The 22,764-nt window shown below is 72.2% G+C and carries 21 protein-coding genes; 17 read left to right on the forward strand and 4 right to left on the reverse strand.

Translation table 11 applies throughout. The features are described from left to right. Positions 1-16 precede the first annotated feature (16 nt). The 8 genes from J2S55_RS00635 to J2S55_RS00670 all read left to right on the forward strand — a co-directional run bounded on the left by J2S55_RS00635 (position 17) and on the right by J2S55_RS00670 (position 8,853). Positions 17-337 carry a hypothetical protein gene (locus J2S55_RS00635; protein ID WP_306856533.1) on the forward strand — a complete coding sequence of 107 codons (321 nt, stop codon included), beginning with the start codon at positions 17-19 and terminating at the stop codon, positions 335-337. Continuing rightward, positions 334-1,035 carry a nucleotidyl transferase AbiEii/AbiGii toxin family protein gene (locus J2S55_RS00640; RefSeq protein WP_306856535.1) on the forward strand — a complete coding sequence of 234 codons (702 nt, stop codon included), beginning with the start codon at positions 334-336 and terminating at the stop codon, positions 1,033-1,035. The genes J2S55_RS00635 and J2S55_RS00640 overlap by 4 nt, the downstream gene beginning before the upstream one ends. A 112-nt stretch (positions 1,036-1,147) precedes the next feature. After that, positions 1,148-1,348: a hypothetical protein gene (locus tag J2S55_RS00645; RefSeq protein ID WP_306856537.1), complete on the forward strand. Its 201-nt coding sequence runs from the start codon at positions 1,148-1,150 to the stop codon at positions 1,346-1,348. A 461-nt stretch (positions 1,349-1,809) separates the two neighbouring features. Then, a complete protein-coding gene (locus J2S55_RS00650) occupies positions 1,810-2,058 on the forward strand; it encodes an acyl carrier protein (protein ID WP_306856539.1) in 249 nt (82 codons plus the stop codon). Then, complete coding sequence (locus J2S55_RS00655) at positions 2,055-3,266, forward strand: beta-ketoacyl-[acyl-carrier-protein] synthase family protein (protein ID WP_306856541.1); 1,212 nt, start codon at positions 2,055-2,057, stop codon at positions 3,264-3,266. The genes J2S55_RS00650 and J2S55_RS00655 overlap by 4 nt, the downstream gene beginning before the upstream one ends. 742 nt (positions 3,267-4,008) lie before the next feature. Next, a complete protein-coding gene (locus tag J2S55_RS00660) occupies positions 4,009-5,742 on the forward strand; it encodes an ABC transporter ATP-binding protein (RefSeq protein WP_306856543.1) in 1,734 nt (577 codons plus the stop codon). Between the two features lie 340 nt (positions 5,743-6,082). Beyond that, positions 6,083-7,738, forward strand: coding sequence for a urocanate hydratase (hutU, locus tag J2S55_RS00665; RefSeq protein ID WP_306856544.1), 1,656 nt, complete (start codon positions 6,083-6,085; stop codon positions 7,736-7,738). A 281-nt stretch (positions 7,739-8,019) separates the two neighbouring features. Beyond that, on the forward strand, positions 8,020-8,853 hold the full coding sequence (locus J2S55_RS00670) for a MurR/RpiR family transcriptional regulator (RefSeq protein WP_306856546.1): 834 nt from the start codon (positions 8,020-8,022) through the stop codon (positions 8,851-8,853). A gap of 66 nt (positions 8,854-8,919) precedes the next feature. Here J2S55_RS00670 and J2S55_RS00675 read toward each other — a convergent pair whose 3' ends face one another. The 3 genes from J2S55_RS00675 to J2S55_RS00685 form a co-directional block, all read right to left on the reverse strand. Then, positions 8,920-9,669, reverse strand: a complete 750-nt coding sequence (locus J2S55_RS00675; RefSeq protein ID WP_306856548.1) for an ABC transporter permease — start codon at positions 9,667-9,669, stop codon at positions 8,920-8,922. Positions 9,670-9,686: 17 nt separating this feature from the next. Beyond that, positions 9,687-10,646 carry an ATP-binding cassette domain-containing protein gene (locus J2S55_RS00680; RefSeq protein ID WP_306856549.1) on the reverse strand — a complete coding sequence of 320 codons (960 nt, stop codon included), beginning with the start codon at positions 10,644-10,646 and terminating at the stop codon, positions 9,687-9,689. Positions 10,647-10,843: 197 nt separating this feature from the next. Continuing rightward, positions 10,844-11,374: a PadR family transcriptional regulator gene (locus J2S55_RS00685; RefSeq protein ID WP_306856550.1), complete on the reverse strand. Its 531-nt coding sequence runs from the start codon at positions 11,372-11,374 to the stop codon at positions 10,844-10,846. Positions 11,375-11,412: 38 nt separating this feature from the next. Between J2S55_RS00685 and J2S55_RS00690 the strand changes: the two genes are divergently transcribed. From J2S55_RS00690 to J2S55_RS00715, 6 genes are all read left to right on the forward strand, one after another. Next, complete coding sequence (locus tag J2S55_RS00690) at positions 11,413-11,739, forward strand: hypothetical protein (RefSeq protein WP_306856551.1); 327 nt, start codon at positions 11,413-11,415, stop codon at positions 11,737-11,739. A gap of 29 nt (positions 11,740-11,768) precedes the next feature. Then, positions 11,769-12,455, forward strand: a complete 687-nt coding sequence (locus J2S55_RS00695) for an SDR family oxidoreductase (RefSeq protein WP_306856552.1) — start codon at positions 11,769-11,771, stop codon at positions 12,453-12,455. 164 nt (positions 12,456-12,619) lie between these two features. Next, positions 12,620-13,783, forward strand: a complete 1,164-nt coding sequence (locus J2S55_RS00700; RefSeq protein WP_306858531.1) for an allantoate amidohydrolase — start codon at positions 12,620-12,622, stop codon at positions 13,781-13,783. Further along, positions 13,771-15,129 carry a formimidoylglutamate deiminase gene (locus J2S55_RS00705; RefSeq protein ID WP_306856553.1) on the forward strand — a complete coding sequence of 453 codons (1,359 nt, stop codon included), beginning with the start codon at positions 13,771-13,773 and terminating at the stop codon, positions 15,127-15,129. The genes J2S55_RS00700 and J2S55_RS00705 overlap by 13 nt, the downstream gene beginning before the upstream one ends. Further along, complete coding sequence (hutI, locus tag J2S55_RS00710; protein ID WP_306856554.1) at positions 15,126-16,274, forward strand: imidazolonepropionase; 1,149 nt, start codon at positions 15,126-15,128, stop codon at positions 16,272-16,274. The genes J2S55_RS00705 and hutI overlap by 4 nt, the downstream gene beginning before the upstream one ends. Positions 16,275-16,487: 213 nt before the next feature. Continuing rightward, positions 16,488-17,426: a sigma-70 family RNA polymerase sigma factor gene (locus J2S55_RS00715; protein ID WP_306856555.1), complete on the forward strand. Its 939-nt coding sequence runs from the start codon at positions 16,488-16,490 to the stop codon at positions 17,424-17,426. A gap of 174 nt (positions 17,427-17,600) precedes the next feature. On the opposite strand, the gene J2S55_RS00720 is transcribed toward J2S55_RS00715, so the two are convergent. Beyond that, positions 17,601-18,530 carry an ABC transporter substrate-binding protein gene (locus J2S55_RS00720; RefSeq protein ID WP_306856556.1) on the reverse strand — a complete coding sequence of 310 codons (930 nt, stop codon included), beginning with the start codon at positions 18,528-18,530 and terminating at the stop codon, positions 17,601-17,603. Between the two features lie 263 nt (positions 18,531-18,793). On the opposite strand from J2S55_RS00720, the gene J2S55_RS00725 reads away from it, so the two are divergent. From J2S55_RS00725 to J2S55_RS00735, 3 genes are read left to right on the forward strand one after another with little or no spacing between them, the layout of a single operon-like run. Further along, positions 18,794-20,107 (forward strand): ammonium transporter, encoded by a 1,314-nt coding sequence (locus J2S55_RS00725; protein ID WP_306856557.1) that lies wholly within the window; start codon positions 18,794-18,796, stop codon positions 20,105-20,107. Then, positions 20,104-20,442, forward strand: coding sequence for a P-II family nitrogen regulator (locus J2S55_RS00730; protein WP_271216486.1), 339 nt, complete (start codon positions 20,104-20,106; stop codon positions 20,440-20,442). Before J2S55_RS00725 ends, J2S55_RS00730 begins: the two co-directional genes overlap by 4 nt. A gap of 3 nt (positions 20,443-20,445) precedes the next feature. Next, on the forward strand, positions 20,446-22,731 hold the full coding sequence (locus J2S55_RS00735; RefSeq protein ID WP_306856558.1) for a [protein-PII] uridylyltransferase: 2,286 nt from the start codon (positions 20,446-20,448) through the stop codon (positions 22,729-22,731). The last annotated feature ends 33 nt before the right edge of the window (positions 22,732-22,764 follow it).

Raw genomic sequence — 22,764 nt, forward strand, 5'->3', positions numbered from 1 at the left:
GGGCATACTGGGAGGCGTGAGCGCGCTTCCATCCCGCTGGGACGGTGTCGATCAGCGGGTCCCCGATTCCCTGGCCGACCTGCGCGGTCCGGCCACGGGGATGGTCGCCCTGCCCGTCCACCTCGGCTGGTCGGGGCTCACCGAGTTCGACCTGATGAACCCGCTGCTGCGGATGAGCCTCTACCGCACGGTCATCACCGGCGGCGGCCGGGGGGACGCCGAGTCCTACCTGAACGCCGAGCTCCTGGTCGCCGACTGGCCCACGCTCCGCCGCGGCCTCGGGCCGAGCTACCGCCGGGCCTGGGAGGGCAAGATCGCCGCGCTGGGCCGGGAATGATGCTCCTGCCGCCCCTCCAGCAGCGGATGCTCCAGGCCGTGCTCCCGGTCTGCGCCCGGTTCGGGCTGGTCCTGGCCGGCGGCTACGCCATGAACGCCCACGGCTTCACCGAGCGTCCCAGCAACGACCTCGACTTCGCCACCGCCGCCGAGACGCCGCTGTCCGAGGTCGCGGACGGGGTCGCCCGGGCCCTGGCGGAGAGCGGGCTGGAGGTCACCGTGGTCGAGGTCACGCCCCGGATGGGCCGGCTGGTCGTGAGCGACCCGGTGACCGAGCAGAGCTGCGAGTTCGACCTGCTGCGGGAGGCGTTCCAGCAGCAGCCCGTGATCGTCGGCGACCTGTCCGTCGTCTCCCTGGACGACGCGGTGGGGCTCAAGATGCGGGCCCTGCACGAACGGAGCCTCGCCCGCGACGTCATCGACATCGCGTCGGTCTCCCACCTGTACGGCTTCCGCGACCTGGAGCGCCTGGCCCGCCTGCACAACGAGGAGTTCTCCCTCTCCGAGCTGGTGATGCGGCTGGAGTTCGTCGATCTGATCGCCGATGAGGACTTCGAGGCGTACGGGGTCACCGGGGAGCGCATCGCCGAGATCAGGCGCCTGTCCTACGCCTGGGTGGAGGACATCAAGCTCCGCCGGGCCGACGAGGGCGACGCCGAACCCGGCGCCGACTACGACGACGTCCCCGCCCCCGACTGACCGCGGCCCCGCGAGGACGCCTGTCACGCCACGGCGGCCGGTCGGGCCCGAGAGGCATATCCGGCCGCCCGCCGGGCAGTCGACGGTCCTGCCTGCCGAAGGAGTGTGGATCGTGAGTCTCGTCGAGAAGCTCAATCTGCGTGAGATGAAGGCCAGGGCCAAGCGGAAGCTGGGCAGCCGGACGGGCAACCGCCGGCTGGCGGCCGAGGGGCGGACCGAGGAGGCCGAGGCGAAGCTCCTCAAGACCCAGGACGAGATCCTGGACACCGTGGCCGAGATGCGCAGGGAGTACGGCGTCCGCCGCCGCGGCTGACCCGCCGCGGGCCCCCGGAGGCCGGTGCCCGGCGGACGTACGGCGAGCCGGTCCGCGCGCCGGGGGCGCCCGGCGCGGAGCGCTCCTCACACCGCCCGGTCGGGCCCCGTACGGCCAGCCCCAGGCCGAGCGCGACGGCGACGGCGGCGGCGCCGATCAGAGCGCGCCGATTGATCCGGAGCTCCATGTGTCAGTCGGTCCTTTCGGTCGCCGGCCACGGCTGTGACCGGCCTGGTGGTGCTGGGGAGGGAAAGGAGCCGGCCGGATTCCCCGCTCCTCCATTCGCCGCCGGGCCGCCTCCGGATTGGCGGATTTTCTGAGCAATGAATCATCGGTAAATGAGTGGAAATTTCCAGAATTTAGGCTGGTAGGACATAGACGGAACTTGTGTCTGTTTCGCTATAGTCCGGGCATTGCGGGGACCTGAGTGGATCGATCCCTTTACTTTTAAAGGCGGGCGAATGGCAACCCTCGATTCAGCCACATCCGTAGTCCGGTCCGCGATCGCCGAGGTGCTCAGCGTGCCCAGCGATCAGGTCAAGCCCAGCGCCACCATCGCCGACCACCAGATCGACAGCCTGGAATGGGTGGAGATCGCCGTCATCATCGAGGAGAAGCTGGGCATCCAGCTCGAACCCGGCGACTTCGCGGGCGCGCGGACCGTCGCCGACATGGCCGGGATCCTGCACGCCGCGCTGGCGGCCCGGTGACGCGCGTCGTCGTCACCGGGCTGGGCGTGAAGAGTCCGGCCGGCAACACCGTCCGGGACGCGTTCGCCACGGTTCTGGCCGGCAAGTCGCTCGCGACCGTGATCCCGGCACTCGCCGAGGAGGAGACGCCGGTGCCGATCGGGTGCCCGCTGGCCCCTTTCGAGCCGCTGGACTACTTCACCGGACGCGAGCTCAGGACGCTGGACCGCACCTCCCAGATCGGTCTCGCCGCGGCGGCCGACGCCGTCACCGACGCGGGGGGCCTGCCGGCCGAGGGCTGCGGCGTCTACGTGGGCACCGGCGGCGGCGGGTTCGCCGCGCTGGAGAGCCTGATCGTGGGCCACACGCTCGGCCGGGAGAAGGTGCCCGTCCACGCCGTGCCGACGCTGATGTCCAGCTCGACGGCCGCGCGCATCGCCATCCGGTACGGCTACCGCGGCCCCTGCCTGACCTTCAACACGGCCTGCGCCAGCGGGGCCACGGCGATCGGGGAGGCGCTGCGCGCGATCCGCTCCGGGGTGGTCGGCGCCGCGGTGGCCGGCGGGCTGGACGCGCTGCTGTCCCCGCTGGCCATGTGCGCCTTCGCCCGGGTCGGGGCCCTGTCGGAGCGGATCGGCTCGCCCGCGGAGGCCTGCCGGCCCTTCGACGGGGACCGGGACGGCTTCGTCATGGGAGAGGGCGCCGCCTTCCTCGTCCTGGAGCGCGCCGACCTCGCCGAGGCCCGGGGGGCCCGCGTCTACGGTGAGATCGGCGGATACGCGGCCAACTGCGACGCCGCCCACATCGTGGCGCCGCTCAGGGACGGCTCCGTGGCGGCCGACTGCATGCGCGCCGCCCTGCTCGACGCGGGACTCGCCCCCGATGACATCGGCCACGTCAACGCGCACGGCACCTCCACCCCGCACAACGACAGCGCCGAGGCCGTCGCCCTGCGCGGCTGCTTCGGCGACCGCACGCCCCCGGTGACCTCCACCAAGGGCGTGACCGGCCATCTGGTCGGCGGCGCCGGGGCGCTGGAGGCGGTGATCGCGCTGCTGTCGGCCCGCGAGGGCCTCGTCCCCCCGACCGCCAACTTCACCGGCGGCCCCGAGGGCGACCTCATCGACCTCGTCCACGGCGAGCCCCGCCCCGTCCCCGCGGCCCCGGTCCTGTCCAACTCCTTCGGCTTCGGCGGCAGCAACGCCTGCCTGGTGCTGATCCCCGCCTAGGTCCCGTCCCGCGGCCCACCGGCCGTTGAGCGCGGCCCGTGCCCGTTGAGCGGCCACCGGCCGTTGAGCGCGGCCCGTGCCCATTGAGTGGGGCCCGTGCCCGTTGAGCGGCCACCGGCCGTTGAGCGAGGCCCGTGCCTGTTGAGCGGTCTGTGCCCGTTGCGCGGGGCCGTGCCCGTCGGACCCCGCTGAGACTTCGCGCCGCGCGGTCCGGGTGCGGGCCGCGCTCCGCACGAGCGCGTGAGGCGCTCGGGCCCATGCCGGTTCTCGCCGTGGACCGGTCCGGCCGGGTGCTCTTCCGCCGGGGTGGGTGCGGTGTTCGGCCGGTCCGGCCGGGTCCTCTTCCGCCGGGGTGGGTGCGGTGTTCGGCCAGTTCGGCCGGGTCCTCCTCGGCCAGGCTGACCGGGTCCTCCTCCGGCGGGGTGGGCGTGGCGCTCGGCGCTCGGTCGACCACGCGGGATTCTCGCCCCGCTCCGCCCCCGAGCCGGGACAGGTGTTCCGCCCCCGAGCCGGGACGGATCTCCCACCCCTGAGTCGGGACGGGTGTTCCGGAGATCTCACCTAACCCTCAGCACCCCTAGACCCCTTGGCGGTCAACTTTGGTTGACATCGACGATCACGTCAACCTATGTTGACGTCATCGACTTTCGTCTACGGATCCGGACGGGACGCCCGGCGTGGGTCCGTGCGCGGTAGATAGGAAGGACGGCGACCGGGGGCCGGTCACGTCAGCTCAGAGGAGATGAAATTGCCCGAGACCGCCTCCTGGCGACTCCTGCTCGCCTACGTCCGCCCGCACAGACGGGCCCTGCTCCTGGGCGGCGTCCTCAGCCTCGTCGGCTCGCTGGCCGGGCTCGCGATGCCGCTGCTGGCGAAGGTGGTCATCGACGCCTTCGGCGAGCAGCGTTCCCTGGTCGGGCCGGTGCTCGGCCTGACGGCCGCCGTGCTCCTGGGCGCGGGCGTCGGCGCGCTCGGCAGATACGTGCTGGAGCGCATGGGTGAGGGCGTCGTGTTCTCCGCCCGGCAGAGCCTGGTGGGGCGGATGCTGCGGTTGCGGGTGTCGGAGGTCGACCGGCTCAAGCCCGGCGACCTGCTGTCGCGGGTCACCTCCGACACCACGTTGCTGCGGGCGGTGTTCACCGACGGCGTCGTCGAGATGGTCGGCTCGGTGTTCATGCTCCTGGGCGCCGTGGTGATGATGGCGATCATGGATGGGCTGCTGCTGGTCATCACGCTGGCGGTGCTGGTCCTGGTCGGCTCCCTCGTGGGCCTGGTCATGCCGCGCATCCGGCGGGCCTCGACGCAGGCGCAGGTGGCGGTGGGCGAGATGGGCGCGGTGCTCGACCGGGTGCTGCAGGCCTTCCGCACGGTCAAGGCCAGCGGCGCCGAGGAGCGCGAGATCGCCACCGTGGGAGAGGCGGCCCGCGAGGCGCGGGACCGGGGCATCGCGGTCGCCTGGTGGACCTCGATCGCCGGCATCTCCGCCTGGGTCTCCGCGCAGCTCGCCTTCGTGGCCGTGCTCGGCGTGGGCGGAGCGCGGGTCGCCTCCGGCGCGCTGGAGGTGTCCTCGCTGATCGCCTTCCTGCTCTACCTGTTCTACCTGGTCGCTCCGGTGGGGCAGCTGGTCCAGGGGTTCACCCAGATGCAGAACGGCCTGGCGGCGGTGAAGCGGATCCGCGAGATCGAGGAGCTGCCGGCCGAGGAGGCGGGCGGCGCGGCGGGGGAGATCGGCACGGCCCCGGCGGGGGTGACCTTCGAGGAGGTGGCCTTCCGCTACGGCGACGACCGGCCGGTCGTCCATCACGACGTCTCCTTCGCGGTCCCGGCGGGTGGCATGACCGCGCTCGTCGGCCCGTCGGGGGCCGGCAAGTCCACGGTGTTCGCCCTGCTCGAACGGTTCTACGAGCAGCAGGCCGGGACGATCACGGTCGACGGCCGCGACATCGGGCAGTGGCCGCTGCGCGAGCTGCGCGCCTCCCTCGGTTACGTCGAGCAGGACGCGCCGGTGCTGGACGGCACGCTCCGGGAGAACCTGGTCTTCGCCGCGCCGGGTGTGAGCGAGGCCGACATCGGACGGGTGCTCGCGCTGACCCGGCTGGAGGACCTGGTCGCCCGGCTCCCCGAGGGCCTGGAGACCATGGTCGGTCACCGCGGGATCATGCTCTCCGGCGGTGAGCGCCAGCGGGTGGCCATCGCCCGCGCCCTGCTGCGCCGCCCCCGGCTGCTCCTGCTCGACGAGGCCACCTCCCAGCTCGACGCGGTCAACGAGCTACGGCTCCGTGAGGTGATCGCCGAGGTGGCGAAGGAGACGACCGTGCTGGTGATCGCTCACCGCCTGTCCACGGTGACCAGCGCCGACCGGATCGTGGTGATGGAGGCGGGGCGGGTGCGGGCCGTCGGCACCCACCATGAGCTGCTCGACGACGACGACCTCTACCGCGAGCTCGCCGCCACCCAGTTCCTGCTGCCCACGTAGATCCGAGCTCGGGGCCGGTGTCGCCGGCGGCAAATTCTGCGGAACGTAACGTAATGATTCGGACACCCGTCCCGCTGACTGGTTGGCCGCCCAGGAAAGCGGGCATCCCGGCCTGTGCGGAGCTTCTCCTTCGCTCGGGGTGCCTGCCGGGCACCCGCCGTGTCCGGTCTCCGGTCCAGTCCGTGCGGGACGAGGGCCAGGGGAAAGATCGGGCCGGCGACCGGAAAACGGGGCATCCCGGATGTGCTGCCCGGGATGCCCCCCTCTGTCCAGGTTGACCGGTAGCCTCCAGGTGACAAATATGAATACATTCATTCAGTCCTGATGGGGAGGCTCGGTCATGACCGGCAGCCGGATCGTGCGCGCGCCGCGCGGCACCACGCTCACCGCCAAGGGGTGGCCGCAGGAGGCGGCCCTCCGTATGCTCCAGAACAACCTGGATCCCGAGGTGGCCGAGCATCCCGAGCAGCTCGTCGTCTACGGCGGATCCGGCAAGGCGGCGCGCGACTGGCGCTCCTTCGACGCGATCACCCGCACCCTGGCCACGCTGGAGGGGGACGAGACGCTGCTGGTGCAGTCCGGCCGTCCCGTGGGGGTCTTCCGTACGCACGAGTGGGCGCCGCGGGTGCTCATCGCCAACTCCAACCTCGTGCCCGACTGGGCCAACTGGGAGGAGTTCCGCCGCCTGGAGGCCGCCGGCCTGACCATGTACGGGCAGATGACCGCCGGCTCCTGGATCTACATCGGCACCCAGGGCATCCTGCAGGGGACCTACGAGACCTTCGCGGCCGTCGCCGCCAAGCGGTTCGGCGGCTCCCTGGCCGGGACGATCACGCTGACCGCCGGGCTCGGCGGCATGGGTGGCGCCCAGCCGCTCGCCGTCACCATGAACGACGGCGTGGTGATCTGCGTCGACTGCGACCCCAGGTCGATCGACCGACGCATCGAGCACCGCTACCTGGACGTGCGGGCCAAGGACCTCGACGAGGCGCTGCGCCTGGCCTACGAGGCCCGCGACCAGCGCAGGCCGCTGAGCATCGGCGTCGAGGCCAACGCGGCCGAGGCCGTGCCCGAGCTGCTCCGCCGGGGCGCCGAGATCGACATCGTCACCGACCAGACATCGGCGCACGACCCGCTGATGTACCTGCCGATCGGCGTGGCCTTCGAGGACATGGCCGCCGAGCGGGAGAAGGACCCGGCCGGGTTCACCCGCAAGGCGCGTGAGGCCATGGCCAAGCACGTCGAGGCCATGGTCGGCTTCCAGGACGCGGGCGCCGAGGTCTTCGACTACGGCAACTCGATCCGCGGCGAGGCGCAGCTGGCCGGTTACACCCGCGCCTTCGACTTCCCCGGCTTCGTGCCGGCCTACATCCGGCCGCTGTTCTGCGAGGGCAAGGGCCCCTTCCGCTGGGCGGCGCTGTCCGGATCCGCCGCCGACATCGCCAAGACCGACCAGGCGATCCTGGAGCTGTTCCCGGACAACGAGCCGCTGGCCCGGTGGATCCGGATGGCCCGGGAGCGGGTCCACTTCCAGGGTCTGCCCGCCCGGATCTGCTGGCTCGGCTACGGCGAGCGCCACCTGGCCGGCGAGCGGTTCAACGACATGGTGGCCTCCGGCGAGATCGAGGCCCCGCTGGTGATCGGCCGGGACCACCTCGACTGCGGTTCGGTCGCCTCCCCCTACCGGGAGACCGAGGGGATGGCCGACGGCTCCGACGCGATCGCCGACTGGCCGCTGCTGAACGCCATGCTCAACGTGGCCTCCGGCGCCGCGTGGGTCTCCATCCACCACGGCGGGGGCGTCGGCATCGGCCGTTCCATCCACGCCGGCCAGGTCACCGTCGCCGACGGCACCAAGCTCGGCGCCGAGAAGCTCAACAGGGTCCTCACCAACGACCCGGGCATGGGCGTGATCCGCCACGTCGACGCGGGCTACGACGGGGCCGTCGAGGTGGCGCGAGAGCGCGGCGTCCGCATCCCGATGCAGGAGTCCTGAAAGGCCCGACGCGGGAGTCGCGGAGGGTCTGGTGCGGGTCCTGAAAGTGGTTCCGGAGGGTCTGATGCGGGAGTCCTGAAAGGCTCGACGTGGGAGTCCTGAAAGGCCCTGACATGGGGTCTCGACGGGCTCCGGCGGGCGGGTTCCGGAACGGACCCTCTCCCGCCCGCCCCGACGTGCCGGCGGGCAGGTGCGCCGCAGGCGGGCGGGCGGGAGACGGCGGGCGGGAGAGCGGGAGCCGGGCGGGAATTCCCGCCGACGATCGGGCGGTTGGAGGTGACGTGGGGGACGCACTCGATCGACTTCTGGAGGGCCGGCGGCTGTCGCCTGTGCAGCGGCGGATCGCGCGCTACCTCGACGACCACCTGGCCGAGGCCATCTTCCTGTCCAGTGTGGAGCTGGCCGAGCGGGCCGGGGTGAGCCAGCCGTCGGTGACCAGGTTCGCCATGGTGCTCGGTTTCGCGGGATACCCCGAGCTCAGGCAGGCGCTGCGGCCCTTCGTCATGGGCGAGCGGAGCCCGTCGCGGGCCAACGACCTGCAGACCGCGATCGACGTGGAGATCGAGAATCTGCGGAGGGTCCGAGAGGGGCTGAACGACCCGTCGTCCATCGCGGAGCTGGGCGCCGGTCTGGCCGGGTGCGAGCCGCTGCCGGTGCTCGGACTGCGGGTGTCGAGCGGGCTGGCCACCACCTTCGCCTACTTCGCCCGCCGGATCCACCCCGACGTCCGGCTGCTGACCCACGGCGGCTCCGAGCTGGCCGACGGCCTGCACGCCGCGCGGCGGGCGGGGGCGGGCTGGCTGGTCGCGGTGGTGCTGCCCCGCTATCCGGCCGAGGCCGTACAGGCCCTCGCCGACGCCAGGGAGCTGGGCCTGCGGACGGCGGTGATCACCGACCGGCCGGACGTGCCGTTCGAGGCCGACGTGATCCTGGACGCCCCGGTCGGCGAGCGGCTGGTGTTCGACTCGCACGCGGCGCCGCTCGCCCTGGCCATGGTGCTGGTGGAGGCCATGGCGGACGCGGCGCCGCTGCGGACGCAGGCCCGGCTGGAGGAGTACGAACGGATGACCGACCAGGCCGGGGTCTTCGTCGACCGGCCGGCCACACCGCGCTGAACGGCCGACCACCCGCCGGCCGCGTACCTGACCTCACCGCGTACCTGACCTCACAGGGCGGTACGGCTAGCCGGCGAGCTTGCGCAGCGAGCGGACCGACCAGGTCAGGGCGAGCGCGCCGAGCACGAGGAAGACGCCGAAGGCCACCGGGACCGTGCCGTCGGACAGGTCGCCGGCGAACAGGGAACGGCCCGCCTCGACCGAGTAGTAGAGCGGGTTGAACCTGGCGGCCGTCTGCAGCCACTCCGGCCCGAGCGAGACCGGCAGCATCATTCCGGCGAGCAGGGTCAGCGGCAGCGCGAAGAACTGGACGAGCTGCGACATGCCGTTCTCGTCGCGGATCGCCAGCGCCAGGCCGTAGGAGAGGCTGGCGGCGAACAGGCCGGTCGCGGCCATGAGCAGCAGCATCAGGCCCAGGGCCGGCAGCGGCAGCCGCAGGCCCATCAGCACGGCCACCCCCATCACCAGGAGCGCCTGCAGGACGAGGACGAGCATGTCCTTCATCACGCGGCCGAGGATGATCGCCGGACGCCAGGCCTGGCTGACCGCGAGCCGCTCCAGCACCCCGTTGCGGGTCTCATTGATCATGCTGAAGCCGGTGAACAGCGAGCCGAACAGGGCGATCATCATCATCGCGCCGGGCGTGAAGACCCTCAGCGCGTCGACCAGCGTCCCGCCCGGGACCATCCCGGTCAGCAACGGGGCGAACAGCAGCAGATAGAGCACGGGTTGCAGGATGCCGAACAGCGGCCAGACCGGGTTGCGGCGGACGTTGCCGAGCTCGTAGCCGAAGAACAGCATGGTGTGTCGGAACATGGGGGGTCCTAACGGGGTCAGGCGGCGTCGCGGAGGGAGCGGCCGGTGTGCCGCAGGAAGACGTCGTCGAGCGTGGCCCGGTCGAGGGAGATCGACCGGATCGCCAGGCCGCCGGTCTCCAGGGCGCGGAGCAGGGCGGGCAGGTTGTGCTCGCCGTCGTCGAGGTAGGCGCGCAGGCAGTCGTCCTCCGGCCGGGTCTCCTTGATGTAGGGCTGGGCGTTCAGGAGCTCCCCGGCGGCGGCCAGGTTGTCGAGCCTGAGCGTGACGACGTCGCCCGCCACCTCCTGCTTGAGCCTGTCGGGGGTGCCCTCGGCGACGATCAGGCCGTGGTCGACGATGACCAGCCGGTCGCAGAGCGCGTCGGCCTCGTCCAGGTAGTGGGTGGTCAGCAGCACGCTGGTGCCCTGGTCGCGCAGGCTGCGGACCTCGTCCCAGAGGTTGGCGCGGTTCTGCGGGTCCAGGCCGGTGGTGGGCTCGTCCAGGAAGACCAGCGGCGGCCGGTTCACCAGACCGATGGCCAGCGCGAAGCGCCGCTTCTGCCCGCCGGACAGCGACCTCACCGGGCGGTCGGCGATCTCGGTGAGGCTGAAGGTCTCCAGCAGCTCGGCGGCGCGGGTGTGCGCCTGGCTCCGGGAGAGCCCGGACAGGCGCGCAGACAGCAGCAGGCTCTCCCGGCCGGGGGCGTTGTCGTCCACGCCCCCGGCCTGGCTGACGTAGCCGATCCGCTCCCTGACCTTCGCGGCCTCCCTCACCACGTCGTGCCCGGCCACCCGGGCGGTGCCGGCGGTGGGGGCGGTGAAGGTGGCCAGCATCCGGACGGTGGTGGTCTTGCCCGCGCCGTTCGGGCCGAGGACGGCGAAGATCTCGCCCTCGCCGACGCTCAGGTCGATGCCCCGGACGGCCTCGACCTCCTCTGTCCTGCCTCGTCCGCGTCTGGCGGTGAAGGTCTTGCACAGGCCGTGCGCTTCGATGATCATCTTTCTCCGTTCCGGAGCGGGGGGTGGGGCCGGAGAGCCGCGCTCCCCGGCAGGGGTGAGGAAGGAGCGGTGGTCCCCGGCAGGGGTGAGGAGGGAGCGGTGGCCTCCGGCGGGGCAAGGAAGAGGATGGACCCTCTGGCCGGGGGAGGCTCAACCGGTTTTCCGGGGCCCGGCGGCTCTCCGGGGGCGGGCGCCCCTCAGGGGAGCTCGCCGTTCTTGACCTTCTCGGCGGCTCCGTCGACCCAGGCCAGCTGGGCCTTGAGCTGGAGGATGTTGAGCCGCAGGCATTCGTCGATGTGCCGGGGGGCGCCGTAGGCCTGCTTGCCGCCGATGGCGCGCTCGGTCATCCCGATGGCGAACTGGAGCTGGGCGGCCCTGGCCTCCATCGCCGAGGCCAGCTCGGCGGGCGAGAGCCGGTCCATGAAGGTGATCGCCACCTGGAACGGGTCCACGATCGGCTTGATCTCCCACCAGTGGCTGAGCAGGTGACGCCCGAACTCGGCCCGGCCGACGTCGGTGATCGCGTAGAGGGTCTTGCCACCTTTGCCTTCCTCCATCCGATCCAGCAGGCCCTCGTCGGCCATCTTGCCCAGCCCGTGGTAGATCGAGCCGTAGGCCACGTTGGCCCAGTGCTGGGTGCCCATGAGTTCGAGGCGGCGCCGTACCTCGTAGCCGTGGAGCGGGCCGTCGAGCAGCACGCCGAGAAGTAGAACACGGGTGGAAGACATATCCAAATTTTTATTAAAATTTGTATACAGTGTCAACCATGCGAGAGATCAGGCGTGACGACGACGGCGCCCTGCTGGGCTTCCTGCGGCCGGTGGACGGCGGATGGGAGCCGCTGACCGTGTTCGGCTACCCGCTGGGAGGGGCGCGCCCTGAGGGGGAGGCCGCCGAGGAGGTCCACCGGTCGGGGCTGGAGGTGCTGATGCGGCCGTGGGAGTTCCTGGAGGACGGCGAGTGGTACCGGTGCGTGATCCTGGAGGCCGCCGCCGGCGAGATCAGGATCCGCCCGAACGACCATCGCTACCCCCACGACGTCTACGCCCTGACGCTGGAGCGCCCCGGACCCGCCACGTTCCGCCCTCGGTAGCCGGGAGTGACCGGAGTAAGGTGACCTGCATGTCTGCACGACCGACCGCGCTGGTCACCGGAGCCTCCCGAGGGGTCGGGGCCGCCGTCGCGCATGCCCTGGCTCCCACCCACGACCTGCTGCTCGGCGGCCGCGACGTCGACGCGCTGGCCAAGGTCTGCGCGGGCCTGCCGCACGCGCGGCCCTGGCCGGTGGAGCTCACCGCCGTCACCGAGGCCGACGTCGCCGGGATCGACCGGCTCGACGTCCTCGTGCACAGTGCCGGGGTGGTGACGCTGGGGCGGATCGCCGAGACCCCCGCCGAGGTCTGGCGGCGGACGATGGAGATCAACGTGGTCGCGGTGGCCGAGCTGACCCGGCTGCTGCTGCCCGCGCTGCGCGCGGCCGGCGGCCACGTGGTGGCGGTCAACTCGGGGGCGGGACAGCGGGCCAACCCCAACTGGGGGTCCTACGCGGCCAGCAAGTTCGCGCTGCGGGCCTTCGCCGACGCGCTCCGGCTGGAGGAGCCCGGCCTCAGGGTGACCACGGTCTACCCCGGGCGGATCGACACCGACATGCAGCGCGGCGTGCGGGCCCAGGAGAACGGGACCTACGAGCCGGAGAAATACCTGGCCCCCGAGTCGGTGGCCCGGGCGGTGGCGGCGGCCGTGACGGCCTCTCCCGACGCCCACGTCACCGAGATCACCGTCCGCCCGACGGCCGGGCCCGCGAGCTGAGCACCGGGCCCGGGCGCCGGAGGGGCGCGGGGCCGCGCTCCGGAGCGGATCCCGGCCCTGAGGCGGGGCCGTGTCCCGGGGCGGGGCGGGGTCCGCGCGCCGAAGGGGGCGCGGGTTCGCCAATGAATGACCCCATTCACAATAATGGAGGGGTGTTCGACGAGATGTGGGGTGCCATCGCGCACCTCGGACGTGACGGCCGGACCCGGGGCTACCTGCGCGACGCGTGGTCGCCCGCCGATCTGGAGCTCCGCCAGTGGTTCCGTCAGGAGGCCGCCGGAAGGGGCCTCGACCTGCGAGAAGACCGAAACGGCAACCTGTGGGCCTGGTGGGGTGACCCGTCGGGCAGACCGGGCGTCGTCACGGGCAGCCACCTCGACTCGGTGCGGCAGGGCGGCGCCTTCGACGGCCCCCTCGGCGTCGTGTCCGCCTTCGCCGCCCTCGACGCCCTGCGGGCCAGGGGGTTCGAGCCCGCCCGCCCGCTGGGGGTGGCCTGTTTCACCGACGAGGAGGGCGCCAGGTTCGGCGTCCCCTGCATGGGCTCCCGGCTGCTCACCGGCGCGCTCGACCCCGACCGGGCCCGCGGCCTGACCGACGACGGGGGCGACTCGATGGCCGAGGTGCTGCGCCGGGCCGGACGCGACCCCGGCGAGCTGGGCCGCGACGACGAGACCCTCGGGCACGTCGGCGTCTTCGTGGAGCTCCACGTCGAGCAGGGCCAGGCGCTGGTCCACCAGGACGCCCCGGTCGGCGTGGCCGCCGCCATCTGGCCGCACGGCCGCTGGCGGTTCGACTTCCGCGGTCAGGCCAACCACGCCGGCACCACCCGGCTGGAAGACCGCGACGACCCGATGCTGCCCTTCGCCCGGACCGTGCTGCGCGCCCGCGAAGCCGCCGAGCGGGGCGGTGTGGTGGCCACCTTCGGCAAGCTCCGGGTGTCGCCCAACAACGCCAACGCCGTCCCCGGGCTGGTCAGCGCCTGGCTGGACGCCCGGGGCGGCGACGAAGCCGCGGTCCGGGCGCTGGTCGCCGAGCTGAGCGAGTTCTCCGGGGCCGAGGTCAGCGCCGAATCGTGGACCCCCGTCGTCGACTTCGACGTGGTCCTGAGGGAGCGGATCGCCGCCGTCCTGGGGGATGTGCCCGTCCTGCCGACCGGGGCCGGTCACGACGCCGGGATCCTGGCGTCCGCGGGCGTGCCCAGCGCGATGGTGTTCGTACGCAATCCAACGGGAATCTCACACTCCCCTGAGGAACACGCCGAGATGTCTGACTGCCACGCGGGGGTCGCCGCCCTCGCCACCGCCCTGGAGGAGCTGTGCCGGAGCTGAACTACTGGTGCGAGCTGGCCTGGCTGCCGCCCGGCGAGGTCGTCGCGGGGGTGCTTGTCCGGATCTCGGGCTCCCGCATCGAGGAGATCACACCGGGCATGGCCGACCCTCCCGCGGGGGCCGTCCGGCTCGACGGGCTGACCGTCCCCGGGCTGGCCAACGCGCACTCCCACGCCTTCCACCGGGCCCTGCGCGGGGTGACGCAGCGGGAGAAGGGCAGCTTCTGGACCTGGCGTGAGCAGATGTACGGCGTGGCCGCGACGCTGGACCCCGACTCCTACCTCAGACTGGCCAGGGCCACCTTCGCCGAGATGGCGCTGGCCGGGATCACCGGTGTCGGGGAGTTCCACTACCTGCACCACGGCCCGGGGGGCAGGCCGTACGACGATCCGAACGTCATGGGGCACGCGCTCGTCCAGGCCGCGCGGGAGGCCGGGCTGCGCATCGCGCTGCTGGACACCTGCTATCTGAGCGGCGGCTTCGGCACCCCGCTGACCGGCACCCAGCTCCGCTTCGGCGACGGCGACGCCGACAACTGGGCCGTGCGGGTCGAGGCCCTCGCCGGTGCCTACCGGGGCGCGGAGGACGTGGAGGTCGGCGTGGCCGTCCACTCGGTCCGCGCGGTCCCCGCCGAGCAGATGCCGACGGTGAGCAGGTTCTCCCACCACCACGCGCTCCCGATGCACGTCCACGTCTCCGAGCAGCGCGCCGAGAACGCCGCCTGTGTGGAGATGTACGCCGCCAGCCCGGTCCAGGTGCTGACCGAGCACGGCGTGCTCGGCCCCCGCTCCACCGCCGTGCACGCCACCCACGTGTCCGATGTGGACATCGCGCTGCTCGGCCAGTCGGGCACCCACGTCTGCATGTGCCCGACGACCGAGCGCGACCTGGCCGACGGCATCGGCCCGGCCAGGCTGATGTTCGAGGCGGGCTCGCCGATCACACTCGGCTCCGACAGCCACGCGGTCATCGACCTGTTCGAGGAGGCCCGTGCGGTCGAGCTGGACGAGCGGCTGGCCAGCGAGCAGCGCGGTCACTGGACGGCCGCCGAGCTGCTCCAGGCCGCCACCGCCGCCGGACACGCCTCGCTGGGCTTCCCCGACGCGGGCACGCTCGTGCCGGGCGCGTGGGCCGACCTGGTGTCGGTGCGCCTCGACTCGGTCCGTACGGCGGGCGCCTCGCACAACGGCGCCTCGGAGACGGTGGTCTTCGCCGCGACGGCCGCCGACGTGCACTCGGTGATCTCGGGCGGCCGCCAGGTGGTCGTCGAGGGCCGGCACGTCCTCGGCGACGTGGGCGCGCTGCTCGGCGCGGCGGTCGCCGAGGCGCGGGGGGAGAGCGCATGAGCGTCCTTTTTGACCGGATCGGCCTGCTCTACACCGGTGACCCGGCGCGGGAGGAGATCGAGGACGCCGCCATGGTGGTCGACGGCGGCACGGTGGTGTGGACCGGAGCCGCCGGCACGGACCCCGGCGCCGACGAGCGCGTGGACGTGGGCGGGCGCTGCGTGATCCCGGGCTTCGTCGACAGCCACGCCCACCTGGTCTTCGCCGGGGACCGCACGGCGGAGTTCACCGCCCGCATGTCGGGGGAGCGCTACAGCGCCGGCGGCATCCGGACCACCGTCGCGGCCACCCGCGCGGCCGACGACGCCGCCCTCGCCGGGCGGACGGCCGCGCTGGTCGCCGAGATGCTCGCCCAGGGGACCACCACCGTCGAAATCAAGAGCGGCTACGGCCTCACGGTCGAGGACGAGCGCCGCTCCCTGGAGATCGCCCGCAGGTTCACCGGGGAGACCACCTATCTGGGCGCGCACGTCGTGCCTCCGGACGCCTCCTCCGCCGACGACTACGTCCGCACGGTCACCGGGGAGATGCTGCGGGCCTGCGCGCCGTACGCCAGGTGGGTCGACGTGTTCTGCGAGCGCGGCGCGTTCGACGCCGACCAGAGCAGGGAGATCCTGCTCGCCGGGGTCAAGGCCGGGCTGCTGCCCCGGGTCCACGCCAACCAGCTCGGGGAGGGCCCCGGCGCGCGGATCGCCGCGGAGGTGGGTGCCGCCTCGGCCGACCACTGCACCCACCTGACCGACGAGGACGTCTCGGCGCTGTCCTCGGCCGGGGTGGTGGCCACCCTGCTGCCCGGCGCGGAGTTCTCCACCCGCTCGCCCTACCCGGACGCGCGCCGCCTGCTGGCGGCCGGGGTGACCGTCGCGCTGGCCACCGACTGCAATCCCGGGTCCTCCTTCACCTCCTCCATGCCGTTCTGCGTGGCGCTGGCCGTCCGGGAGATGCGGATGACGCCGCTGGAGGCGGTCCGGGCCGCCACGTACGGCGGAGCCAGGGCGCTGCGCCGCGACGACGTCGGCACGCTGCGGGTGGGGGCCCGCGGTGATCTGGTGATCCTGGACGCCCCGTCCTACGTCCATCTGGCCTACCGCCCGGGGGTACCACTGGTGGCGCAGGTCTGGAAGGAGGGACGCCGCCTGGTTTGAAGCCGGTCCGCGAGGGCAGCCGCAATGCCTGTGACGTCACGTTCGAAGACATCCTCCTTAAGGAGGAAATTCAAAACCGTTCTCCGGACGTACTTTTTTAGGGAATCTTTGCCCTGATCCGAGCGTTGATTAGGCAAGCGACATGTCTGCACGCGCGGGGCCTTGGGCGAGCGTGCGGGCATGCCATAAGCAGGCGGAGCGAGGTGCCATCGGATGGCAAGGCCGACGGGGAATCGGACGCAGGATCAGCACGTCTCGGATCGAGACCTGCTCGGGACCTACCTGGCTGAGATCGGGCGGGTCCCCCTGCTCACCGCGGAGGAGGAGGTCGAGCTCGCCAAGCGGATCGAGGCGGGCCTCTTCGCGGAGCAGTTGCTGGACGGCGGACTGGCGGAGCCGCGGATCGCGGACGCCGCCGACGAGGAGCTCGAACGACTGGCTGTTTCGGGGCAGCGGGCCAAGGACGAATTCATCCAGGCCAATCTACGTCTTGTGGTGGCGGTCGCGCGCAAATACTCCGGAAGGGGAATGCCGCTGATCGATCTGGTCCAGGAGGGAAACCTGGGCCTGGTCCGGGCGGTCGAGAAATTCGATTACCGGCGCGGCTACAAGTTCTCCACATATGCCACCTGGTGGATCCGTCAGTCGGTGGGCCGCGCGATCCACGAGCAGGCCCGGCCGGTCCGGCTGCCCACCCACGCGGGTGAGCAGATGACCCGGCTGATGCGGGTCCGGCGCGACATGCTGGCCGAGTTCGACCAGGAGCCGACGGACGCCGACCTGGCCGCGGTGCTGGAGCTGCCGGTCGAGCGGGTCCGCGAGCTGCGCCGCTGGGCCTCCGACCCCGTCTCCCTCCAGCTCGGCGTCGGCGACGAGGACGAGACCGAGCTCGGCGACATGATCGCCGACGAGACGTGGGCCGACCCCGAGCAGCAGGCGATGGACATCCTGGAGCGTGAGCGCCTGGAGCAGTGGCTGACCGGGCTGGAGGGCCAGACCCGCGAGATGCTCCGCTGGCGCTACGGCCTCATGGACGGCCGCGAGCACACGCTGACCGAGGTCGGCGAGCGCTACGGCATCGGCCGAGACCGGGCCCGCCGCATCGAGCGCGACGCCCTGGCGCGGCTGCGGAAGATGGCCACGGCGGCCTGACCGTCCGCCGGTCCGGTACGGCCGCGCCGTACCGGACCGGATCTTCCCAGCCCTACCGGCCAGGTGGCCGGCGACCGCTGAGGTGGCCGGACCTCTTCCCGTCCCCGCGGGAGCCAGGGCCGCGTCCCCGGCCGTCCGCGCGGGGTCGGGGACGGGGCCCGGGTTCCGGGGACGTCAGGGCTTGGCGTACTTCTCCAGGTCGTCGAGGATCTTCCCGGCGGCGGTGACGCCGATGCCGAGCATCCAGGTCTCGTCGTCCACGTTGTGCGCCCTGCCGTCCTTGACCGCCGGCAGGTTCTTCCACAGGGGGCCGCCGGTGACCGCGGCCTGGCTCTGCGCCGCCTGGGCGCCGTAGGCGCTGTAGAAGAGCACGTCGCCGTCGGCCTGGGAGAGGTTCTCCTGGCTCAGCTCGCCGAAGCGCTTGTCCTGGGCGTCGGCCAGCCGCTGCGGCTCGGGACGGCCGAAACCGGCGTCGCCGACGACGATGCCGCTGAACGACTCGGGGCCGTACATCCGGATCTGGGTGGGCATGAAGCGCACGATGCTCACCTCGACCGCGTCGGAGCCGCCCAGGGAGCCGGCCCGCGCCTGGTAGTCGGCGAGGAGCTTGTCCGCCTGCGCCTTCTTCCCCAGGGCGTCGGCGTCGAGCAGGAGGTTCTCCTTCCAGGTGATCCCGACCTTCTCGGTGAACACGGTGGGCGCGATCTGGCTGAGCTTGCCGTAGAACTGCTCCTGCCGGAACTTCGTGCCGAGGATCAGGTCCGGCTTGAGCGCGGAGATGGCCTCCAGATTGGGCGCCTGGAGGGTGCCGACCGGCTTGGTGGCGTCGAGCGCGGATCCCAGGTATTTCGGCCAGGCCTGATTTTCGGACGCCTGCGCCGCGCCGACCGGTGTGAGGCCCAGGGAGACCATGGTGTCGAGCTTGTCGGTGTCGAGCACGATGACCCGCTTGGGGGACTCGGGCACCTTCGTCTCGCCCATCGCGTGCTTGATCGTGCGGGTCGGCCCCTCGGCGGCCTGGCCGCCGCCGGAGGAGCCGCAGGCCGCGAGGGCGAGGGTGGACAGCAGGACGGCGGCCGCGGCCCTGGCCGTGCGGAAGGTCATCGATTCCCCTTAGAGCTTTAGGTAAGGCATGCCTAAGCATAGTTGTGGTCATCTGCGGGCCAAGGGGCGCCCTGTCCGAAACACCCTCGAAACACCGTGTGGCCGAGTTTCACAGATGCGAAACACACCTGGTCGGGACCTGAAACGGCGGAAGCGGACGCTGTGGCGCAACGTCAGTGCGCGGCCGGTCGACGGAGCCCAGGAAGCGTTCACTGCGACTGTGAAAACGGCCACACGCCATTTGTAAGGGAGGGTCGCATCGAATGAAGATCGATAGCGGCACCACTGCCTGGATGCTCACGGCCACCGCGCTGGTGTTGCTGATGACTCCTGGGCTCGCGTTCTTCTACGGGGGCATGACCAGGGCCAAGAGCGTCCTGAACATGATGATGATGTCGTTCGTCAGCATCGTCACCGTCACCATCGCCTGGGTTCTGTACGGACACTCGCTGACCTTCACCGACAACGGCAGCGACATCGTCAACAAGTTCGTCGGCGGCTTCGACGCCCTCGGCCTGCAGAGCCTGGTCGACACGGCCACCAAGGACGACGGCACCGGCATGCCGAGCCTCGTCTTCTCGGCCTTCCAGCTCACTTTCGCGATCATCACCGTCGCCCTGATCAGCGGTGCCATCGCCGACCGTGCCAAGTTCGGCGCCTGGGTGCTGTTCACCGTCGTCTGGGCGACCGTCGTCTACTTCCCCGTGGCCCACTGGGTCTGGGGCAACGGCTGGCTGTTCAACCTCGGCATCGAGGACTTCGCCGGCGGCACCGTGGTCCACATCAACGCGGGAGCGGCGGCACTCGCCCTCGCGCTGGTCCTCGGCAGGCGCGCCGGATGGCGCAAGGAGCCGATGCGGCCGCACAACCTGACCCTGGTGCTGCTCGGCGCGGGTCTGCTCTGGTTCGGCTGGTTCGGCTTCAACGCGGGCTCCGAGCTCGCCGTCGACGGCACCGCCGGCCTGGCGTTCATGAACACCCAGATCGCCACCGCGGTCGCCGCCGGCGCCTGGATCGTGGTTGAGAAGACGCGCGACGGCCACGCCAGCAGCCTCGGCGTCGCCTCGGGCGCCGTCGCCGGCCTGGTCGCCATCACCCCGGCCTGTGGCTTCGTCGACCCCTGGGCCGCCATGCTCATCGGCGCCCTGGCCGGCGCGGTCTGCGCCTACGCCGTGGGCCTGAAGTACAAGCTCGGCTACGACGACTCGCTCGACGTGGTGGGCGTGCACCTGGTCGGCGGCGTGATCGGCGCGGTCTCCCTCGGATTCCTCGCCGCCTACCCGTTCCTGGAGCAGCAGCACAAGGGTCTGTTCTACGGTGGCGGTGTCATCCAGCTGGGTCTGCAGATCCTGGGCCCGGTGGCCGTCGGCGCCTATTCGTTTGCCATCACCTGGGTCATCGCAAAGATCATCGACAGGGTGATGGGCTTCCGGGTCAGCACGGAGGAAGAGGTCACCGGCATCGACATCACCTCCCACGCCGAGACCGGTTACGACCTCGGCACCATCCACTCCTCGGGTGTGGCCTCCGCCAACGGCGCGGTCGTCGCCCCGGCGTCCAAGAAGGTCGGCGCATGAGACTCATCACCGCGGTCATCAAGCCCTTCAAGCTCGACGACGTGAAGGCGGCCCTGGAGCAGTTCGGTGTCAAGGGCATGACGGTCAGCGAGGCCAGCGGGTACGGCCGCCAGCGCGGCCACACCGAGGTCTACCGGGGCGCCGAGTACCAGGTGGACCTGGTGCCCAAGGTCCGGCTGGAGGTGCTCGCCGAGGAGGACGACGCCGATGACGTCATCGACGTCATCGTCAAGGCCGCGCAGACCGGCAAGATCGGTGACGGCAAGGTCTGGTCGGTCCCGGTGGACACGGTCGTCCGGGTCCGCACCGGGGAGCGCGGACCCGAGGCGCTCTGACCGGTGAGAGGCGACACCCGCTCGTACGCCGCGGCCCGCAAGGAACGGGCCGCGGACATCGACCGCTGGCTGACGGACCTGCTCCGGACCGCCTGCGGCACGCCGTACGGGCGCACGGGGAGGAGCGGGGACTCCAGGAGCACCGACGAGCGCGGCGCCCTCAGCGGTGTCGCGCTCGTCGCGGTGGGCAGCCTGGGCCGCGCGGAGCTCGCTCCGGGCAGCGACCTGGATCTGGTCCTGCTGCACAACGGCCGTGACGACGTGGCGCGCATCGCCGACCGCGTCTGGTATCCGGTCTGGGACTCCGGAGTCGGGCTCGACCACTCGGTGCGGACCGTGGACGAGGCCGCCACGGTCGCCAGGGACGACCTCAAGGCGGTGCTCGGGCTGATCCAGGCCCGGCACGTGGCGGGGGACCCCGAGCTGACGCGCGCGGCCCGCGAGACGGTGCTCTCCGAGTGGCGGGCCGACTCCAGGCGCCGCCTGGGCGAGCTGCGCGAGGCCACCGACAGGCGCGCGGAGTCGAGCGGGGAGCTGGCGTTCCTGCTCGAACCCGATCTCAAGGACTCGCACGGCGGGATCCGCGACGTGCAGGCGATGCAGGCCGTGGCCGCCGCCTGGGTCGCCTCGGCCCCGGGCCCCCGGGTCCGCGAGGCCTACGAACTCCTGCTCGACGTACGGCACGGCCTGCACCTGGTGACCGCCCGGGGCGCCGACCGGCTGGTCCTCCAGGAGCAGGACGCGGTCGCCGGGGCACTGGGCCTGCTCGACGCCGAGGCGCTGATGCGCAGGCTCGCCGAGGCGGGTCGGACGGTCGCGCACGCCTTCGACGCCACCTGGCGCACCGTCGACCGGCTGGTGTCGGGCCCCGCCCCCCGGGGCCGCCGTCCGCTCGCCGACGGCGTCGTCGAGCACGGCGGCGAGGTCGTGCTCGCCCGCGGGGTCAACCCGCGCAAGGACCCCGTGCTCGTGCTCCGCGCCGCCGCGGCCGCCGCGGAGGCGGGGCTGCCCCTCGCGCCCGCCACCGTGAACACGCTGGCGGCCCAGTCCCCGCCGCTCCCGGTCCCGTGGCCGGACGAGGCGCGGGACGCGCTGGTCGCGCTGCTCGGCGCGGGGCGAGCGGCGGTGCCTGTCTGGGAGGAGCTGGACCAGGCGGGGGTGCTGGTCCGGCTCCTGCCGGACTGGGAGCGGGTGCGCCACCGCCCGCAGCGCAATCCCGTGCACCGCTACACCGTGGACCGGCACCTGATCGAGGCCGCCGCCGGAGCCGCCTCCTTCACCCGCGAGGTGTCCCGGCCGGATCTGCTGCTCATCTCCGCGCTCCTGCACGACGTCGGCAAGGGCTGGCCCGGCGACCACTCCACCACCGGCGCGGTCGTGGCCCGTGACATCGGCACCCGGATCGGCCTGTCCCCGGCGGACGTCGACATCCTGGAGACCGTGGTCCGCCACCACCTGCTGCTGCCCGAGACGGCGACCCGCCGCGACCTGGACGACCCGGTGACGATCTCCCGGGTGGCCGAGGCGGTCGGCACGCGTGAGGTCCTCGAACTGCTGGCCGCCCTGGCCGTGGCCGACGGCAACGCGACCGGGCCGGCCGCCTGGAACTCCTGGAAGGCCTCCCTGGTCACCGACCTCGTGCGCCGGGTGCGCTCGGTCCTGTCGGGCACCCCGCCGCCGCCCGCGCCGGCGCTGTCGACCGCGCAGGCGTCGCTGGCCCGGCACGGCGGCGGCGCCGTACGGGTCAACGGGGGAGCGGTCACCGTGGTCGCGCCGGACCGGTCGGGACTGCTCTGGCGCGCGGCCGGCGTGCTCGCCGCCCACCGGATGGTGGTCCGCGCCGCCTCGGCCGCCTCGGCGGGGGCGACCGCCGTCATCGAGTTCTCGGTCGTCCCCGAGTACGGCTCGCCGCCCGATCCGGCGACCCTGGAGGCCGACCTGCGCCTGGTGCTGGCCGGCCGGCTCGACATCGAGCAGCGTCTGGCCAGAAGGGCCCGGTCGATGCGCCCGGCCCGGGTGCCGGTGGCCCCGCCGCGGGTCACCCTGGTGGACGACGCCTCCAACACGGCGACTGTCGTGGAGGTGCGCGCCCACGACCGTCCCGGACTATTGTGGCGAATCGGCAGAGCTTTTGGGGACTGCGGTCTTGACGTACGCGCTGCGCGTGTGGAGACTCTCGGCGCAGAGGCGGTAGACGTCTTCTACGTCGTAGACAGGGCCGGCCGTCCTCTGACCGATGAGGCCCAGCGGGCACAGGTGCGGGACCAGGTGCTTGCCGCCTTGCGGTAACCGTAATCCATCGTTCTCTTGTCACCTTCGTAA

The sequence above is a fragment of the Streptosporangium brasiliense genome, assembly GCF_030811595.1.
In the GTDB taxonomy this organism is placed as follows: Bacteria; Actinomycetota; Actinomycetes; order Streptosporangiales; family Streptosporangiaceae; genus Streptosporangium; species Streptosporangium brasiliense.

What these genes read in the sequence shown, in the direction of transcription:
- J2S55_RS00650 (WP_306856539.1), top strand. Translation starts at nt 1,810, where the DNA reads ATGGCAACCCTCGATTCAGCCACATCCGTAGTCCGGTCCGCGATCGCC.
- J2S55_RS00680 (WP_306856549.1), bottom strand. Translation starts at nt 10,646, where the DNA reads ATGATCATCGAAGCGCACGGCCTGTGCAAGACCTTCACCGCCAGACGC.
- J2S55_RS00730 (WP_271216486.1), top strand. Translation starts at nt 20,104, where the DNA reads ATGAGACTCATCACCGCGGTCATCAAGCCCTTCAAGCTCGACGACGTG.
- J2S55_RS00690 (WP_306856551.1), top strand. Translation starts at nt 11,413, where the DNA reads ATGCGAGAGATCAGGCGTGACGACGACGGCGCCCTGCTGGGCTTCCTG.
- hutI (WP_306856554.1), top strand. Translation starts at nt 15,126, where the DNA reads ATGAGCGTCCTTTTTGACCGGATCGGCCTGCTCTACACCGGTGACCCG.
- J2S55_RS00675 (WP_306856548.1), bottom strand. Translation starts at nt 9,669, where the DNA reads ATGTTCCGACACACCATGCTGTTCTTCGGCTACGAGCTCGGCAACGTC.
- hutU (WP_306856544.1), top strand. Translation starts at nt 6,083, where the DNA reads ATGACCGGCAGCCGGATCGTGCGCGCGCCGCGCGGCACCACGCTCACC.
- J2S55_RS00685 (WP_306856550.1), bottom strand. Translation starts at nt 11,374, where the DNA reads ATGTCTTCCACCCGTGTTCTACTTCTCGGCGTGCTGCTCGACGGCCCG.
- J2S55_RS00700 (WP_306858531.1), top strand. Translation starts at nt 12,620, where the DNA reads ATGTGGGGTGCCATCGCGCACCTCGGACGTGACGGCCGGACCCGGGGC.
- J2S55_RS00660 (WP_306856543.1), top strand. Translation starts at nt 4,009, where the DNA reads ATGAAATTGCCCGAGACCGCCTCCTGGCGACTCCTGCTCGCCTACGTC.
- J2S55_RS00715 (WP_306856555.1), top strand. Translation starts at nt 16,488, where the DNA reads ATGGCAAGGCCGACGGGGAATCGGACGCAGGATCAGCACGTCTCGGAT.
- J2S55_RS00720 (WP_306856556.1), bottom strand. Translation starts at nt 18,530, where the DNA reads ATGACCTTCCGCACGGCCAGGGCCGCGGCCGCCGTCCTGCTGTCCACC.
- J2S55_RS00695 (WP_306856552.1), top strand. Translation starts at nt 11,769, where the DNA reads ATGTCTGCACGACCGACCGCGCTGGTCACCGGAGCCTCCCGAGGGGTC.
- J2S55_RS00640 (WP_306856535.1), top strand. Translation starts at nt 334, where the DNA reads ATGATGCTCCTGCCGCCCCTCCAGCAGCGGATGCTCCAGGCCGTGCTC.
- J2S55_RS00725 (WP_306856557.1), top strand. Translation starts at nt 18,794, where the DNA reads ATGAAGATCGATAGCGGCACCACTGCCTGGATGCTCACGGCCACCGCG.